The sequence below is a fragment of the Variovorax sp. FW305-3-2-15-B-LB1 genome (assembly GCF_058787635.1).
Map to the genome: position 1 here is coordinate 18,275 of NZ_JBYSZY010000067.1, position 14,215 is coordinate 32,489.

A 14,215-nucleotide genomic window follows, 5' to 3' on the forward strand; every position below is an offset into this window, starting at 1 on the left:
CCTAGATTACGGAGGGATATAGGGGGTGAGTTCAGGACAGCGGTCGCGGATCGGGGTAGGCGTCGCAACGCCTCCCCTTTTCCGGCGGGCGCTTACTTCTCTTTCGCCAACCCCAGCTTGTCGATGATCACCTTCTCGCGCACCACCGTGTCCTGCGCGAACTTGGTGTACGTGGCCGAGCTCATGTAGTTGGGCAGCATGTCGTAGCGGCCGAGCGAGGCCACGTAGCTGGGTTCTTCCATCGCCTGCTTGAAGGCGTCGTGCAGCTTCTTCACGACCTCGGGCGGGGTGCCCTTGGGCGCGCCGATGCCGAAGGGCGAGTTCTGCACCACGTCGTAGCCCAGCTCCTTCAGCGTGGGCGCGTCGGGAAACTTGGCCAGGCGCTTCTCGCCCCAGGTGTTGAGCACGCGCAGCTTGCCGGCCTCGACCTGCGGTGCGAAGCCGGTGCTGTCGGCCGCCGCCATGAGCTGGCCGCTGACTACGGCCAGCATCAGGTCGGCGCTGCCCTTGTAGGGCACGTGCTGCAACGTGATGCCGGCCTTCTGCGCGACGATCTCGGTCGTGAGGTGCGGGCTGGTCAGGTTGCCGGTCGAGCCGTAGGTGAGCTTGCCGGGGTTGGCCTTGGCGTAGGCGACGAAGTCGGCCCAGGTCTTGAAGGGGCTGTCGGCCGGCACGACGATGCCGAAGGCATAGCCGGTGACGTTCAGCACGTAGCTGATGTCCTTGAGCGGGTCCCAGTTGATCTTGGTGGTGTAGCCCAGGCGGAACACGCCCAGCGGAATCTGCGCGACGGTGTAGCCGTCGGGCTGCGCGGTCTGCAGCGCCTGTGCGGGCAGCGTGCCGCCGGCGCCGGGCTTGTTGTCGACGATCACGGGCTGGCCCAGGATCTTGCTGGCGTTGTCGGCCAGCTGGCGCATGGTGATGTCGGTCGGGCCGCCCGCGGGAAAGGCGATCACGAGCTTGATGGGCTTCGCGGGAAAGGCCTGTGCAAGCACCGCCAGCGGCGCGGCGAGGCCGCAGGCGGCCAGCGTGGCGGCACGGAGAAGGGAACGGCGAAACATGACGGAAGGCTCCTGAAGCGTGGATCGAGCCGCGCATTGGGCCCTGCCCCGCCCGGTGCAGCAATCGGGGCTCACCCGACTGCTGTCGCCGAAGCAACTCCGCCTTCAGCCCGCGGCTTGCGCGAAGCCTTCGAGAACGTTGACCGCGTTCACACCCACCTCGGCCACCGCATAGCCGCCCTCGAACACGAACACGGTGGGCAGGCCCGCGCGCGCGAGGTCTTCGCCCATGCGCAGGTAGTCGTCGCTCTTCAGTTTGAAGCCCGAGATCGGATCGCCCTCGAAGGTGTCGACGCCCAGCGAGACCACGAGCGCGCCGGCCTTGACCTTCGCGATGCCGTCGAGCGCCGTCTTGAGCGCCGCGCGCCAGGCCGTGAAGTCGGTGCCGCGCGGCAGCGGCAGGTTGTGGTTGAAGCCCTCGCCCGCGCCCGCGCCGCGCTCGTCGGCATGGCCCAGGTAGTACGGGTAGTCGGTCAGCGGGTCACCGTGCAGGCTGGCGAAGTGCACGTCGCTGCGTTCGTAGAAGATGGCCTGCGTGCCGTTGCCGTGGTGGTAGTCGACATCGAGCACGGCCACGCGTTCGACGCCTGCATCGCGCAGCGCCTGCGCGGCCACGGCGGCGTTGTTGACGAAGCAGTAGCCGCCAAAGAAGTCGGCGCCCGCATGGTGGCCCGGCGGGCGCGTGAGCGCGAAGGCGCTGCGCTGGCCGCCGATGACGCGCTGCGTCGCCGTCCACGCACAGGCCGCGCCGTGGCGCGCGGCGGCCCAGCTGCCGCCCATCAGCGGCGTGCCGGCGTCGAACGCAAAGAGGCCCAGGCGCGCGGGAAAGCTCTTCGGCAGCACGTCGGTGCGCATGCCGCGCGTGGGCCAGTACGAGGGCAGCGCGTCGCGCGTGGCGTTGGCGGCGTCGAGCGCCACCCACTCGTCCCAGGCATGCGCGATGAAGTCGAGGTAACGCGGTGCGTGCACCTTCGCCAGCAGCGCGTCGTCGAACGCGTCGGGCGCCTGCAGCGGGCCGAGGCCGCGCCGCTCGAGTTCGTGTCTCACATGGTCGACGCGGGCAGGCACCTCGAAGCAGGGCACCAGCTCGCCCCGGAACATTTCGACTTGGCCTTGGTGCAGGGCGTGCTGGTCGTTGTAGATGGTGAGCATGAAGCGGCGAAGGGCGTGACGACAGGGCCTGCCATCATGCCGCACGCCGCAGCACCGCCCGGCGCCGCCCCGAGGCCGTGAGGCCGAACAGGTCCTTCGGGTCGTCGAGCTCGGGCACCAGCGCGATCTGCCGGCCCACGCCGCGCTCCAGCGCCAGCTGCTGGATGCAGCGCAGCGCCGTGTAGTCCTCCAGCGCGAAGCCGACCGAGTCGAACACCGTCACCTGCTCCGGCCGCTCGCGGCCCGGCACTTCGCCCAGCAGCACGCGCCACAGCTCGTGCACCGGGAAGTCGGGCGCCAGCTGCTGGATTTCGCCCTCGATGCGGGTCTGCGGCTCGTATTCGACGAACACGCGCGCGCCGCGCAGCACGTCGGGATGCAGCTCGGTCTTGCCGGGCGAATCGCCGCCCACGGCGTTGATGTGCATGCCGGGCTCGATCATGTCGGGCGTGAGCACGGTCGCGTGGCCCTGGTAGGCGGTGATGGTGGTCACGATGTCGGCGCCGCGCACCGCCTCGGCGGTGGACTCGGCGCGCACGATCTCCATCGGCGTGCAGGCCGCGAGATGGCGCACCAGTTTGTCGGTGGCGCGCGGGTCGATGTCGAACACGCGCACCTGCTCGATGCCCAGCAGCGCGTGGAAGGCCAGCGCCTGGAACTCGCTTTGCGAGCCGTTGCCGATGAGCGCCAGGCTGCGCGCATCGGGCCGCGCCAGCGCCTTGGCGGCCATGGCCGAGGTGGCGGCCGTGCGCAGCGCGGTGGTGAGCGTGAGTTCGGACAGCAGCACGGGGTAGCCCGTGTCGACCTCGGCCAACACGCCGAAGGCCATGACCGTGGGCAGCCCGACCTGCGTGTTGTGCGGGTGGCCGTTGACGTACTTGAAGGCATAGGCGCCGTCGTCGGCCACGGGCATGAGTTCGATCACGCCCAGGTGCGAATGGCTGGCCACGCGCGCCTTCTTGTCGAACTCGCGCCATCGCAGGAAGTCGTCGCGCAGCGCGTCGGCCAGCGTGACGAGGAATTCCGGGACGCCGGTCTCATCCACCAGGCGAACCAGGCTGTGAACATCGATGAAGCGGGTCATGGCGCGGCTCCTTGCGTAGCCCTGACACGGCGCTTCATCCGTTCACACGGTCTCCACCATGGCTGATTCAGGATGCGCCTGCGCCAAGGGTTCAAGCCATTGTGCGCCTGTGCGCGTCAACGTGCCAACACGGCCTTAAGAGCTACGCCAGTGTGCGTACCCAATCGCACCACCTCCTCCGGCGGCGCCGCCGCCACGATGCGCCCGCCGGCGTTGCCGCCTTCGGGCCCGAGGTCGAGGATCCAGTCGGCTTCGGCGATCAGGTCGAGGTCGTGCTCGATCACCACCACGCTGTGGCCGCCGTTCACCAGCCGGTGCAGCACGTGGATCAGCTTCTCGACGTCGGCCATGTGCAGGCCCACGGTCGGCTCGTCGAGCACGTACAGCGTGTGCGGCGGTTTCTGGCCGCGGCGGGTGATGTCGTCGCGCACCTTGCTGAGTTCGGTCACCAGCTTGATGCGCTGCGCCTCGCCGCCCGACAGCGTGGGCGACGGCTGCCCCAGCGTGAGGTAGCCCAGGCCCACGTCCTTCAGCAGCTGCAGCGGATGCGCGATGTTGGGCATGCTGGCGAAGAACTCGACCGCCTCGTCGACCTCCATCTTCAGCACGTCGCCGATGCTCTTGCCGCGCCAGCTCACGGCCAGCGTCTCGGGGTTGAAGCGCGCGCCGTGGCACACCTCGCAGGGCACCTTCACGTCGGGCAGGAAGCTCATCTCGATGGTGCGCACGCCCGCGCCTTCGCAGCCCGGGCAGCGGCCTTCGCCGGTGTTGAAGCTGAAGCGCGCCGGGCCGTAGCCGCGCGCCTTGGCCTCGAGCGTGTCTGCAAAGAGCTTGCGGATGGTGTCCCAGAAACCGATGTAGGTGGCGGGGCAGCTGCGCGGTGTCTTGCCGATCGGCGTCTGGTCGACCTCGAGCACGCGGTCGATGACCTCGTAGCCGTCGACGCCGCGGCAGCCGACCCAGGCCGGGCGCTTGCCCGCGGCATCGGCGTCGCGGCCGGCCTTGGTCATGCGCTGCACCACGATGCCCTGCACGCTGGCCAGCAGCACGTCGCGCGCCAGCGTCGACTTGCCCGAGCCGCTCACGCCGGTGACCACCACGAGGCGATGCAGCGGCAGCGTGGCGGTCACGTCCTGCAGGTTGTGCAGGTCGGCACCGTGCACGGTGAGCCAGTTGCCGCTGTCTTCCGCCTTCGGATCGGGCGAGGGAATGAGGCGGCGCGCCTGCAGCGGGTGCTTGATGGCATCGCGCAGGTAGCGGCCGGTCTGCGAATCGCCGGCCTTCTGGATGTCGGCCACCGTGCCCTCGGCCACGAGGCGGCCGCCGCGCTTGCCGGCGCTGGGGCCGATGTCGATGATGTGGTCGGCGCGGCGGATGGTGTCTTCGTCGTGCTCCACCACCACCAGCGTGTTGCCCTTCTCGCCGAGCTTGTGCAGCGCGTTCAGCAAGATCTGGTTGTCGCGCGCGTGCAGGCCGATGGTCGGCTCGTCGAGCACGTAGCACACGCCCTGCAGGTTGCTGCCCAGCTGCGCCGCCAGGCGGATGCGCTGCGCCTCGCCGCCCGAGAGCGTGGGCGCGCCACGGTCGAGCGTGAGGTAGCCCAGGCCCACTTCTTCGAGGAATTCGAGGCGGCTCTTGATCTCGGGCACGAGGTCGCGCGCGATCTCGGCTTCGCGGCCGTTGAGCACCAGCCCTTCGAACCACTGGCGCACCTCGGTCACGCTCATGCGCGCGAGCTGCGTGATGCCGATGCCGCCCGAGCCGTCGGCCGCGGTGCCGAAGCCCACGGCGCGCGCGGTGGCGTTCAGGCGCGTGCCTTCGCAGGTCGGGCACGCCACGTCGGCGAGGTCTTCCACCTCGGGCTCGGCGAAAGTCTGTTCGCGGCCCTTGCTGTCGTCGTCGCGGATCGAATCGTCGAAGACCTTGCGCTGGTCCTTGCTGAGCTTCACGCCCGTGCCCACGCAGTCGGGGCACCAGCCGTGCTTGCTGTTGTAGCTGAACAGGCGCGGATCGAGCTCGGCGTAGCTGGTGCTGCACACCGGGCAGGCGCGCAGCGTGGAGAACACCTGCACGCGGCCGATGCCCACGGCGGACACGCCGGCCATCATGGCGGCGCGCAGGCCGTCGAGCTCGCTCAGCACATGGACCACGCCCTTACCGTGCTCGAGCGCCTTGGTGAGCGCCGCGCGCAGTTCGTTCTCCTGCGAGGGCAGCACGTCGAGGCTGGCCACGGGCAGCTCGATGCTGTGTTCCTTGAAGCGGTCGATGCGCGGAAAGCCCGTGGTCGGCAAAAAGTCGCCGTCCACGCGCAGGTGCGTGAAGCCGCGCGGGCGCGCCCAGTCGGCCAGCTCGGTGTACACGCCCTTGCGGTTGCTCACCAGCGGTGCGAGCAGGCCGATGTGCTGGCCCTTGAAGTTGCGCATCAGCTGCGCGGCGATGCTGTCGGGCGTCTGCGGCTGCACGGCCGCGCCGTCGTGCACGCAGTGCTGGATGCCCAGCTTCACGTACAGCAGGCGCAGGAAGTGCCACACCTCGGTGGTGGTGCCCACCGTGCTCTTGCGGCCGCCGCGCGACAGGCGCTGCTCGATGGCCACCGTGGGTGGAATGCCGTACACCGCGTCCACCTCGGGCCGGCCCGCGGGCTGCACGATGCTGCGCGCATAGGCGTTGAGCGATTCGAGGTAGCGGCGCTGGCCTTCGTTGAAAAGAATGTCGAATGCGAGCGTCGACTTGCCCGAACCGCTCACGCCCGTCACCACGCTGAACTTGCCGCGCGGAATGTCCACGCTGAGGTTCTTCAGGTTGTGCTCGCGCGCGTTGACGATCTCGATGGCGTTGCCGCCGGGCGCCGTCTTGGCGTTGGCGATGTAGCGCCGCGCGGCGCGCTCGGCCACCTTGTAGGCGCCCGGTCCGACGGCGAGCTCGTAGTCGGCCAGCGCCGCGCCGGTGAGCGAGGCGCGGTTCTCGCGCAGCTGCTCGGGCGTGCCCTCGGCCACCACCTGGCCGCCGGCGTCACCGCCTTCGGGGCCGAGGTCGATGAGCCAGTCGCTGGCGCGGATCACGTCGAGGTTGTGCTCGATGACGATGAGCGAATGGCCCGCGTCGAGCAGCTTGCGCAGCGCGCGCATGAGCCGCGCGATGTCGTCGAAGTGCAGGCCGGTGGTCGGCTCGTCGAACAGGAACAGCGTGCCCTTGCGCGCCACCATCTGGCGGCTCGCGGTCGCGCTCTTGGCCGCCTCGGCCAGGAAGCCCGCGAGCTTCAGGCGCTGCGCCTCGCCGCCCGAGAGGGTGGGCACGGGCTGGCCGAGCTTCACGTAGTCCAGACCCACGTCGACGATGGGCTGCAGCACGCGCAGCACGTCGCGGTCGGTGTCGAACAGCGCCGCAGCCTCGGCCACGGTGAGCTCCAGGATGTCGGCCACGTTGTAGCCCTTGCCCTTGCGCTCGATCTTCACTTCGAGGATCTCGGGCCGGTAGCGCTTGCCGTCGCAGTCGGGGCAGCGCAGGTACACGTCCGACAGGAACTGCATCTCGACGTGCTCGAAGCCCGAGCCGCCGCAGGTGGGGCAGCGCCCGTCGCCGGAGTTGAAGCTGAACTTGCTCGCGGTGTAGCCGCGCTGGCGCGACAGCGCCGCGGTGGCGAAGATCTCGCGGATGGCGTCCCACGCGCCCACGTAGCTCGCGGGGTTGGAGCGCGCGGTCTTGCCGATGGGCGACTGGTCGACGAACACCACGTCGCCCAGGTGATCGGCGCCGAGCATGCGGTCGTGCGCGCCCGGCGTCTCGGTGGCCTTGCCGAAGTGGCGCATGAGCGCGGGCGCCAGCACGTCCTGGATCAGCGTGGACTTGCCCGAGCCGCTCACGCCGGTCACGCACACGAGGCGCGCGAGCGGAAAGTCGACCGTGATGTTCTTCAGGTTGTGCTCGCGCACGCCTTCGAGGATGAGCCGGTGCGTGTTCTCGCTCACGAGCCGCTTGAAGCCCATGCCGATCTTCTTGCGCCCGCCCAGGTACTGGCCGGTGAGCGTGTCGGCGTCGCGCAGCTGGTCGGTGCCGCCGTCGAACACGATCTGCCCGCCGCGCGCGCCGGGGCCTGGGCCCATGTCGATCACGCGGTCGGCCGCGAGCATCACGGCCGGGTCGTGCTCGACCACCACCAGCGTGTTGCCCGCATCGCGCAGGCGCAGCATGGCCTCGGTGATGCGGTTCATGTCGCGCGGGTGCAGGCCGATGCTGGGCTCGTCGAGCACGAACAGCGTGTTCACCAGCGAGGTGCCCAGCGCCGTCGTGAGGTTGATGCGCTGCACCTCGCCGCCGCTGAGCGTGCGGCTCTGGCGGTCGAGCGTGAGGTAGCCGATGCCCACGTCGTGCAGGTAGCGCAGTCGCGTGGTGATCTCCTCGAACAGCAGCTTCAGCGCCTGCGCCTCGCCTTCGCTGGCGGGGCTGCCGTTGCCGTGGTGCTCCACGCGGTCGAAGAACTTGCGCAGCCGCTCGATGGGCAGCAGCATCAGGTCGTGCAGGCACAGGCCGGGCAGCGCCTCGAGCTGCGCGCGGCTCCACTTCGCGCCGGTGGGAAGAAAGCGCTTTTCAGGCGGCAGCACCGCGTCGGCGTCGTCCTTGCTGCCGATGCGCCACAGCAGCGGGTCGAGCTTCAGGCGCGCGCCGCTGCACACAGGGCACGGCGTGTAGCTGCGGTACTTCGACAAGAGCACGCGGATGTGCATCTTGTAGGCCTTGCTCTCCAGGTAGCCGAAGAAGCGGCGCACGCCGTACCACTGCTTGTTCCAGTTGCCGTCCTTGTAGTTGGGCGTGCCCTCGATCACCCAGTGCTTCTGCTCCTCGGTGAGCTTGTTCCACGGCGTGTCGCGCGGAATGCCGGCGGCTTCGGCGTGGCGCATGAGGTCGTCCTGCGCCTCTTTCCACGCGGGCGTCTGGATGGTCTTGATGGCGCCCGCGCGCAGCGTGAGCTTGTCGTTCGGGATCACGAGCCCCAGGTCGACGCCGATCACGCGGCCGAAGCCGCGGCAGGTGTCGCAGGCGCCCACCGCCGAGTTGAACGAGAACATCGACGGGATGGGGTCGGTGTAGCGGATGTCGCTCTCGGGGCAATGCAGGCCGGTGGAGAACTTCCACACGTCGGTCGGTGCGTTTTCCTCGGCGCCAGTCGCATGCACGGTGACGCGGCCGCTGCCGCGCTTGAGCGCCACCTCGATCGCCTCGACCACGCGCGCGCGCTCCGCGCTCGAGATGCGGAAGCGGTCGGCCACCACGTCGAGCACCTTGCGCGGGCCGGTGGGCGTGGCCACCTCGCGCTCGGCCTGCACGCGCGTGAAGCCGCTGGCGGACAGCCACTGCGTCACTTCTTCGGCCGAGGTGCCAGCGGGCAGCTCGACCGGGAAGGTGATGACGATGCGCGGGTCGCCCGCCGCAGCCGCGCGCTCGGCGATCTGCGCATAGATGCTGTCGGGCGAGTCGTGGCGCACCGGCAGCGCGGTCTCGCGGTCGAACAGCTGGGCTGCGCGCGCGTAGAGCAGCTTCAGGTGATCGTTCAGCTCGGTCATCGTGCCGACCGTGGAGCGCGAGGAGCGCACCGGGTTGGTCTGGTCGATGGCGATGGCGGGCGGCACGCCCTCCACCTTGTCGACGGCCGGCTTGTCCATGCGGTCCAGGAACTGGCGCGCGTAGGCGGAAAAGGTCTCCACGTAGCGGCGCTGGCCTTCGGCGTAGAGGGTGTCGAACACGAGGCTCGACTTGCCCGAGCCGCTGGGCCCGGTGACCACGGTCATCTCGCCGGTGCGGATGTCGAGGTCGAGGTTCTGGAGGTTGTGCTGGCGCGCGCCGCGAATCCGGATGGAGCCCTGTGTCATGAGTGCCTTGGGGGGTGGGGCAAACATTCTAGGGAGTGCTTCGTGACGCTTCGGCCCACGCCGGCGCATGGGCGGCGCCCGCGCAGGGGTTTGTCTGGATGCGTCCAAAGACACTTTATGAAACAAATGCGACATTTGTTTTCACAATTGTTCAGCGAGTCTCCCGAAGGCTCCGAAAGGCTTTCATGACGAAGAAGAAAGTGGCAGGTTCACGGCACGCGCTCGGCGTGGCCGCCCTGCTGGCGCTGTACGCAATGGGCGCCTCGGCCCAGATCGTGATCGGCCAGACCGCCGGCATGACCGGCTCGGTGGCCGCCAGCGTGAACGAGACCATCGGCGGCGCGCAACTGGTGATCGACGCGGCCAATGCCCAGGGCGGCATCCACGGCGAGAAGATCGAGGTCATCCGCATGGACGACGCCTTCGACGTCAAGCGCGCGGGCGATAACGCGCGCGTGCTGATCGAGGACAAGAAGGTGCTCGCGCTCTTCATGAGCCGCGGCACGCCGCACTCGCAGGCCATCATCCCGTACCTGGACAAGAACGAGGTGGCGCTCATCGGCCCCTCGACCGGCGCGATGGTGCTGCACAAGCCGCTGCAAAAGCACGTGTTCAACGTGCGCGCCACCTACCAGCGCGAGGCCGAGAAGGCGGTGCAGCACCTGCTGACCATCGGCCTGACGCGCATCGCCGTGGTCCACGTGACCGACTCGTTCGGTGCCGACGCGCTGCAGGGCGCCATGAACGGCTTCACCAAGGGCAAGGCCCAGCCGATCGCGACCGTGCCGGCCGACCGCGAAAAGCCCGACTACAAGACCATCGTGCCCGCCATCATGAAGGCCGATGCGCAGGCGGTGGTGTGGATCGGCTCGGGCGTGGCGGTGGTCGACGGCATCAAGGCGCTGCGCGCCGCGGGCTCGGCGGCGCAGGTGGTCACGCTGTCGAACAACGCCTCGTCGGGCTTCATCAAGCAGCTGGGCGACGCCAGCCGCGGCGTGATCGTGACGCAGGTGTTCCCCAGCGAACGCTCGATGGGCCAGCCGATGGTGAAGGAGGCGCTGACGCTGGCCCGCGCCAAGGGCCAGGGCGAGCTGTCACCGGCCGCACTCGAAGGCTTCGCCTCGGCCAAGGTGCTGGTGGAGGCCTTGCGCCGCGCGGGCCCCAAGCCCACGCGCGCCAAGGTGCTGGCGGCGCTCGAAAGCCTCAAGGGCTACGACCTGGGCGGCGGGCTCGAGGTGAGCTACTCGCCCCAGGACCACAGCGGCATCGACTTCGCGGACCTCGCGATCATCAGCGAAGGCCGCTTCAAGCGCTGACGCGCGCCCCGTTGCGTTACTTCGCGGCGGAAGCCGCGGCGGCCGGTGCCGACGCGCCAGGCGCCGGCGTGGCCGCCGGTGCGGGGGCGTGCGTCGTGTCGCCGCCGTGCTTCTCGCCGGACATGTCGATCTTGTCGCCGCCCATCGAAATCACATACAGGGCAATGGCGGCGAAGATGACGAAGCCGACAACGATTTTCCACATGGGTACTGTCTCCTGAAAAGGTGAGGAAGAGGCAAGAAAGGGTTCAAGAAAAAGGCCTCATGCCGCGGGGCATGAAGCCTCTTTGTTGAACGGAGGGCAGCCGCCGCGCGGCCCCCTCCAGATGCCGCCGATCAGTCGTTGGCGTAGATGTCCACGTCCTTGGTCTCGCGGATGAACAGCGTGCCGATCACCAGCGTGATGCCCGCGATGATGATCGGGTACCACAGGCCGTTGTACATGTTGCCGGTCGAGGCCACGATGGCGAAGGCGGTGGTCGGCAGCAGGCCGCCGAACCAGCCGTTGCCGATGTGGTACGGCAGGCTCATCGAGGTGTAGCGGATGCGCGTGGGGAACATCTCGACGAGCATCGCGGCGATCGGGCCGTAGACCATGGTCACCAGCAGCACCAGCCAGAACAGCAACACGATGGTCAGCACCTTGTTGATCTTGGCGGGGTCGGCCTTGGACGGGTAGCCGGCGACCTTCAGGTCTTCGGCCACGCCCTTCTTGAAGGCGGCGATGGCCTTGACGCTGGTCTCGTCGAACTTGGAGTTCGCGACCACGCCGGTGGGCGCCTCGACGGTCTTGTCGCCGATCTTCACGACGGCCGCGGAGCCGGGCGCGCCGGCCACGTTCTCGTAGCTCACCGAGTTCTGCACCAGGTAGCGCTTGGCGATGTCGCACGAGCTCTTGAAGTCGATCTCGCGGGCCACGGGGTTGCCCTGGAACGAGCAGGTCTTCGGGTCGGCCGTCACGGTGACGCCGGCCGTGGCTTGTGCGCGGGCCAGGTCGGGGTTGGCGGCTTCGGTCAGCATCTTGAAGACCGGGAAGTAGGTGACCACGGCCAGCAGGCAGCCGGCCATGATGATCGGCTTGCGGCCGATCTTGTCGGACAGCGTGCCGAACACCACGAAGAAGGGCGTGCCCAGCAGCAGCGCGGCGGCGATCATCAGGTTGGCGGTGGTCGCATCGACCTTGAGCTGCTGCGTCAGGAAGAACAGCGCATAGAACTGGCCCGAGTACCAGACCACGGCCTGGCCGGCCGTGAGGCCGATCAGCGCCAGGATCACGATCTTCAGGTTCTTCCACTGGCCGAAGGATTCGGCGAGCGGCGCCTTCGAGGTCTTGCCCTCGGCCTTCATCTTCTGGAAGGCCGGCGACTCCGACAGCGTCAGGCGGATCCACACCGAGATGGCCAGGAGCAGGATGGAGACCAGGAACGGAATGCGCCAGCCCCACTCGCCGAACGCCTGCTCACCGAGCCAGGTGCGCACGCCCAGGATCACGATCAGGCTCAGGAACAGGCCGAGCGTGGCCGTGGTCTGGATCCACGAGGTGTAGGCACCGCGCTTGCCGTGCGGCGAGTGCTCGGCCACGTAGGTGGCAGCACCGCCGTACTCGCCGCCGAGCGCCAGGCCCTGCAGCATGCGCAGCGCGATCAGGATCACCGGCGCCGCGACGCCGATGGTCGCGTAGCTGGGCAAGAGGCCGACGATGAAGGTCGACAGGCCCATGATCAGGATCGTCACCAGGAAGGTGTACTTGCGACCGATCATGTCGCCCAGGCGGCCGAACACGATGGCGCCGAACGGACGCACCAGGAAGCCGGCGGCAAACGCCAGCAGCGCGAAGATGAAGGCTGCGCCCGCATCCAGGCCGCTGAAGAACTGCTTCGCGATGATCGCGGCGAGCGAACCGTACAGATAGAAGTCGTACCACTCGAACACGGTGCCGAGCGAGGAGGCGAAGATGACCTTCTTCTCCTCCGCGGACATGGGCCGGGGGGCCGGATGCGGCACTCCCCTTGAATCTAGCGTGGCTGCCATCGTCGTCTCCTGGTGTGTATGTATGCGTCCATCGGTTCCCGGCATTCGGGACCGTGGGGCATTCTTGGAGGCGCGACTGACCCGAGGCTTTCGCGAAACTGAACGGGCGCTTACGGTTTAGGGTGAAACCCGCGCTGCTCGTTTCAGCTTGTAAGAAACAAGGACCCTGCGCGGGTTTGTCCTCAGTCCTTGCTGCTGCGCAGCAAAAGGGACCTCAGTTCTTGCGCAGCAACGAGGGCCGCTGGTCGGCGCCGGTCCATTGCGGACCGTCGAACCAGGCATCGCCCTGCAGGTAGGCGCGCAGCATCGCCAGGCCGTCGAAGCCCCAGAACAGGCGCCCGTCGACCACGTAGCACGGCACGCCGAACACGCCCTGCGCCACGGCCTCGTCGGTGTTGCGCTTGAGCAGGGCCTTGTTCTCGTCGCCGTTCACGTCGCGCTTCGGCTGCAGCTGCGCGGTGAGCGCGGCCAGCCGCGTGGCATCGCCCGCTTCTTCGCCGCCGCGCCACACGTGGCGAAAGAGGGTCTCGGCCGCCAGGCGGCTGATGCTGCCGTCGTCGCCCGTGGCCACGGCCAGGCGCAGGTGCGGCAGCGGGTTGTACGGGTGCGAGGCCGGCATCTCGATGGGGATGCCGTGCGCCTGGCCCAGCCACAGCACGTGGCGGTAGGTCCAGCTGCGCTTCGAAGGAATCTCGGCCGGCCCGAGCTGGCCGTGGTGCTTGAGCAGCGCGCCCAGCAGCACGGGCTTGTAGGCCACGCTCACGCTCAGGCCTTCGAGCGCCTCGGGCAGGTGCTCGAACGCCAGGTGCGCGTAGGGCGAGATGAAATCGAGATAGAAGTCGATGTGCTTCATGCGTCGTGGTCTCCTGTGGTGGGTTCGGGCACGCGCCAGATGCCGGCCTGGGCCCGCAGTTCGATCGCGCGCCACACCTGGCGGCGGCTGTCGTCTTCCATCTTGCTCCAGCCGGCGATCTCGGGAATGGTGCGCAGGCAGCCTTCGCAGAAGCCGCTCAGGCGGTCCATGCGGCACACCGACGAGCACGGCGAAGGCACCTCGCCGTCCATGCGCTGCACGGTGCCCGCGCGCTCGGCGAGCGCATGCGCTTCGTCGAAGTTCACACCACGTCGGCCACCGGCGCGCCGGTGAGCTTCTCGAGATCGGTCGGGTGCAGCTGGAACACCGCGTGCGGGTGACCCGCGGCGGCCCAGATCTCCTCGAAGCGGAACAGCTCGCGGTCGATGAGCACCACCGGCTTGGTCACATGGCCCACCGGCGACACGCCGCCGATGGTGAAGCCGGTGCGCGCCTTCACGAAGTCGGCGTCGGCGCGGCCGGTCTTGCCGACGATGGCGTCGACCTTCTTCTCGTCGACGCGCTTGTCGCCCGAGGTGATGACCAGCACCGCCGCCTCGTCGCTCTTGCGCCGGAAGATGATGCTCTTGGCGATCTGCCCGACCGAGATGCCCAGCGCGTCGGCAGCCTGCTGCGCGGTGCGGCAGGCGTCGTCGAGCATGCGGGGCGCATGGGGATGGCCGGCGTCCTGCAGCACGCGGGAGACGCGCTGGACACCTTCAGGGAGGGAATGGAGTTCGGAGCCGCACATGGCAAGTTCTTCGGGGTTCGTGAGGGGCGTTCGCCCTGCGTTGCAAGGCCCCGAGCATACGGAAAAGCCCCGCGCACCGGCGCCACCGCCCCCTTGCGCC

10 protein-coding genes are annotated in these 14,215 nt (G+C 68.7%); 1 reads left to right on the forward strand and 9 read right to left on the reverse strand.

The window, feature by feature from the left end; genetic code table 11:
- Positions 1 to 92: 92 nt before the first annotated feature.
- The 4 genes from AC3WQR_RS27865 to uvrA form a co-directional block, all read right to left on the reverse strand.
- Positions 93 to 1,061, reverse strand: a complete 969-nt coding sequence (locus tag AC3WQR_RS27865) for a Bug family tripartite tricarboxylate transporter substrate binding protein (RefSeq protein WP_492745083.1) — start codon at positions 1,059 to 1,061, stop codon at positions 93 to 95.
- Between the two features lie 105 nt (positions 1,062 to 1,166).
- Positions 1,167 to 2,213, reverse strand: a complete 1,047-nt coding sequence (locus AC3WQR_RS27870) for a histone deacetylase family protein (RefSeq protein ID WP_492745085.1) — start codon at positions 2,211 to 2,213, stop codon at positions 1,167 to 1,169.
- Positions 2,214 to 2,247: 34 nt separating this feature from the next.
- Positions 2,248 to 3,297: an ornithine cyclodeaminase gene (gene ocd / locus AC3WQR_RS27875; RefSeq protein ID WP_492745087.1), complete on the reverse strand. Its 1,050-nt coding sequence runs from the start codon at positions 3,295 to 3,297 to the stop codon at positions 2,248 to 2,250.
- A gap of 116 nt (positions 3,298 to 3,413) precedes the next feature.
- Complete coding sequence (gene uvrA, locus AC3WQR_RS27880) at positions 3,414 to 9,164, reverse strand: excinuclease ABC subunit UvrA (RefSeq protein ID WP_492745089.1); 5,751 nt, start codon at positions 9,162 to 9,164, stop codon at positions 3,414 to 3,416.
- A 185-nt stretch (positions 9,165 to 9,349) separates the two neighbouring features.
- On the opposite strand from uvrA, the gene AC3WQR_RS27885 reads away from it, so the two are divergent.
- Positions 9,350 to 10,480 (forward strand): ABC transporter substrate-binding protein, encoded by a 1,131-nt coding sequence (locus tag AC3WQR_RS27885; protein WP_139701371.1) that lies wholly within the window; start codon positions 9,350 to 9,352, stop codon positions 10,478 to 10,480.
- A gap of 16 nt (positions 10,481 to 10,496) precedes the next feature.
- Here AC3WQR_RS27885 and AC3WQR_RS27890 read toward each other — a convergent pair whose 3' ends face one another.
- The 5 genes from AC3WQR_RS27890 to AC3WQR_RS27910 all read right to left on the reverse strand — a co-directional run bounded on the left by AC3WQR_RS27890 (position 10,497) and on the right by AC3WQR_RS27910 (position 14,115).
- Entirely contained in the window at positions 10,497 to 10,685 is a 189-nt protein-coding gene (locus AC3WQR_RS27890; protein ID WP_056577413.1) for a hypothetical protein, read from the reverse strand.
- Positions 10,686 to 10,816: 131 nt separating this feature from the next.
- Positions 10,817 to 12,511, reverse strand: coding sequence for an MFS transporter (locus AC3WQR_RS27895; protein WP_062477354.1), 1,695 nt, complete (start codon positions 12,509 to 12,511; stop codon positions 10,817 to 10,819).
- A 214-nt stretch (positions 12,512 to 12,725) separates the two neighbouring features.
- Positions 12,726 to 13,364 carry a 2-hydroxychromene-2-carboxylate isomerase gene (locus AC3WQR_RS27900; protein WP_492745090.1) on the reverse strand — a complete coding sequence of 213 codons (639 nt, stop codon included), beginning with the start codon at positions 13,362 to 13,364 and terminating at the stop codon, positions 12,726 to 12,728.
- Positions 13,361 to 13,630, reverse strand: coding sequence for a DUF1289 domain-containing protein (locus AC3WQR_RS27905; RefSeq protein WP_082818188.1), 270 nt, complete (start codon positions 13,628 to 13,630; stop codon positions 13,361 to 13,363). The genes AC3WQR_RS27900 and AC3WQR_RS27905 overlap by 4 nt, the downstream gene beginning before the upstream one ends.
- Positions 13,627 to 14,115: a YbaK/EbsC family protein gene (locus tag AC3WQR_RS27910; RefSeq protein ID WP_062477348.1), complete on the reverse strand. Its 489-nt coding sequence runs from the start codon at positions 14,113 to 14,115 to the stop codon at positions 13,627 to 13,629. Before AC3WQR_RS27910 ends, AC3WQR_RS27905 begins: the two co-directional genes overlap by 4 nt.
- Between the last annotated feature and the right edge of the window lie 100 nt (positions 14,116 to 14,215).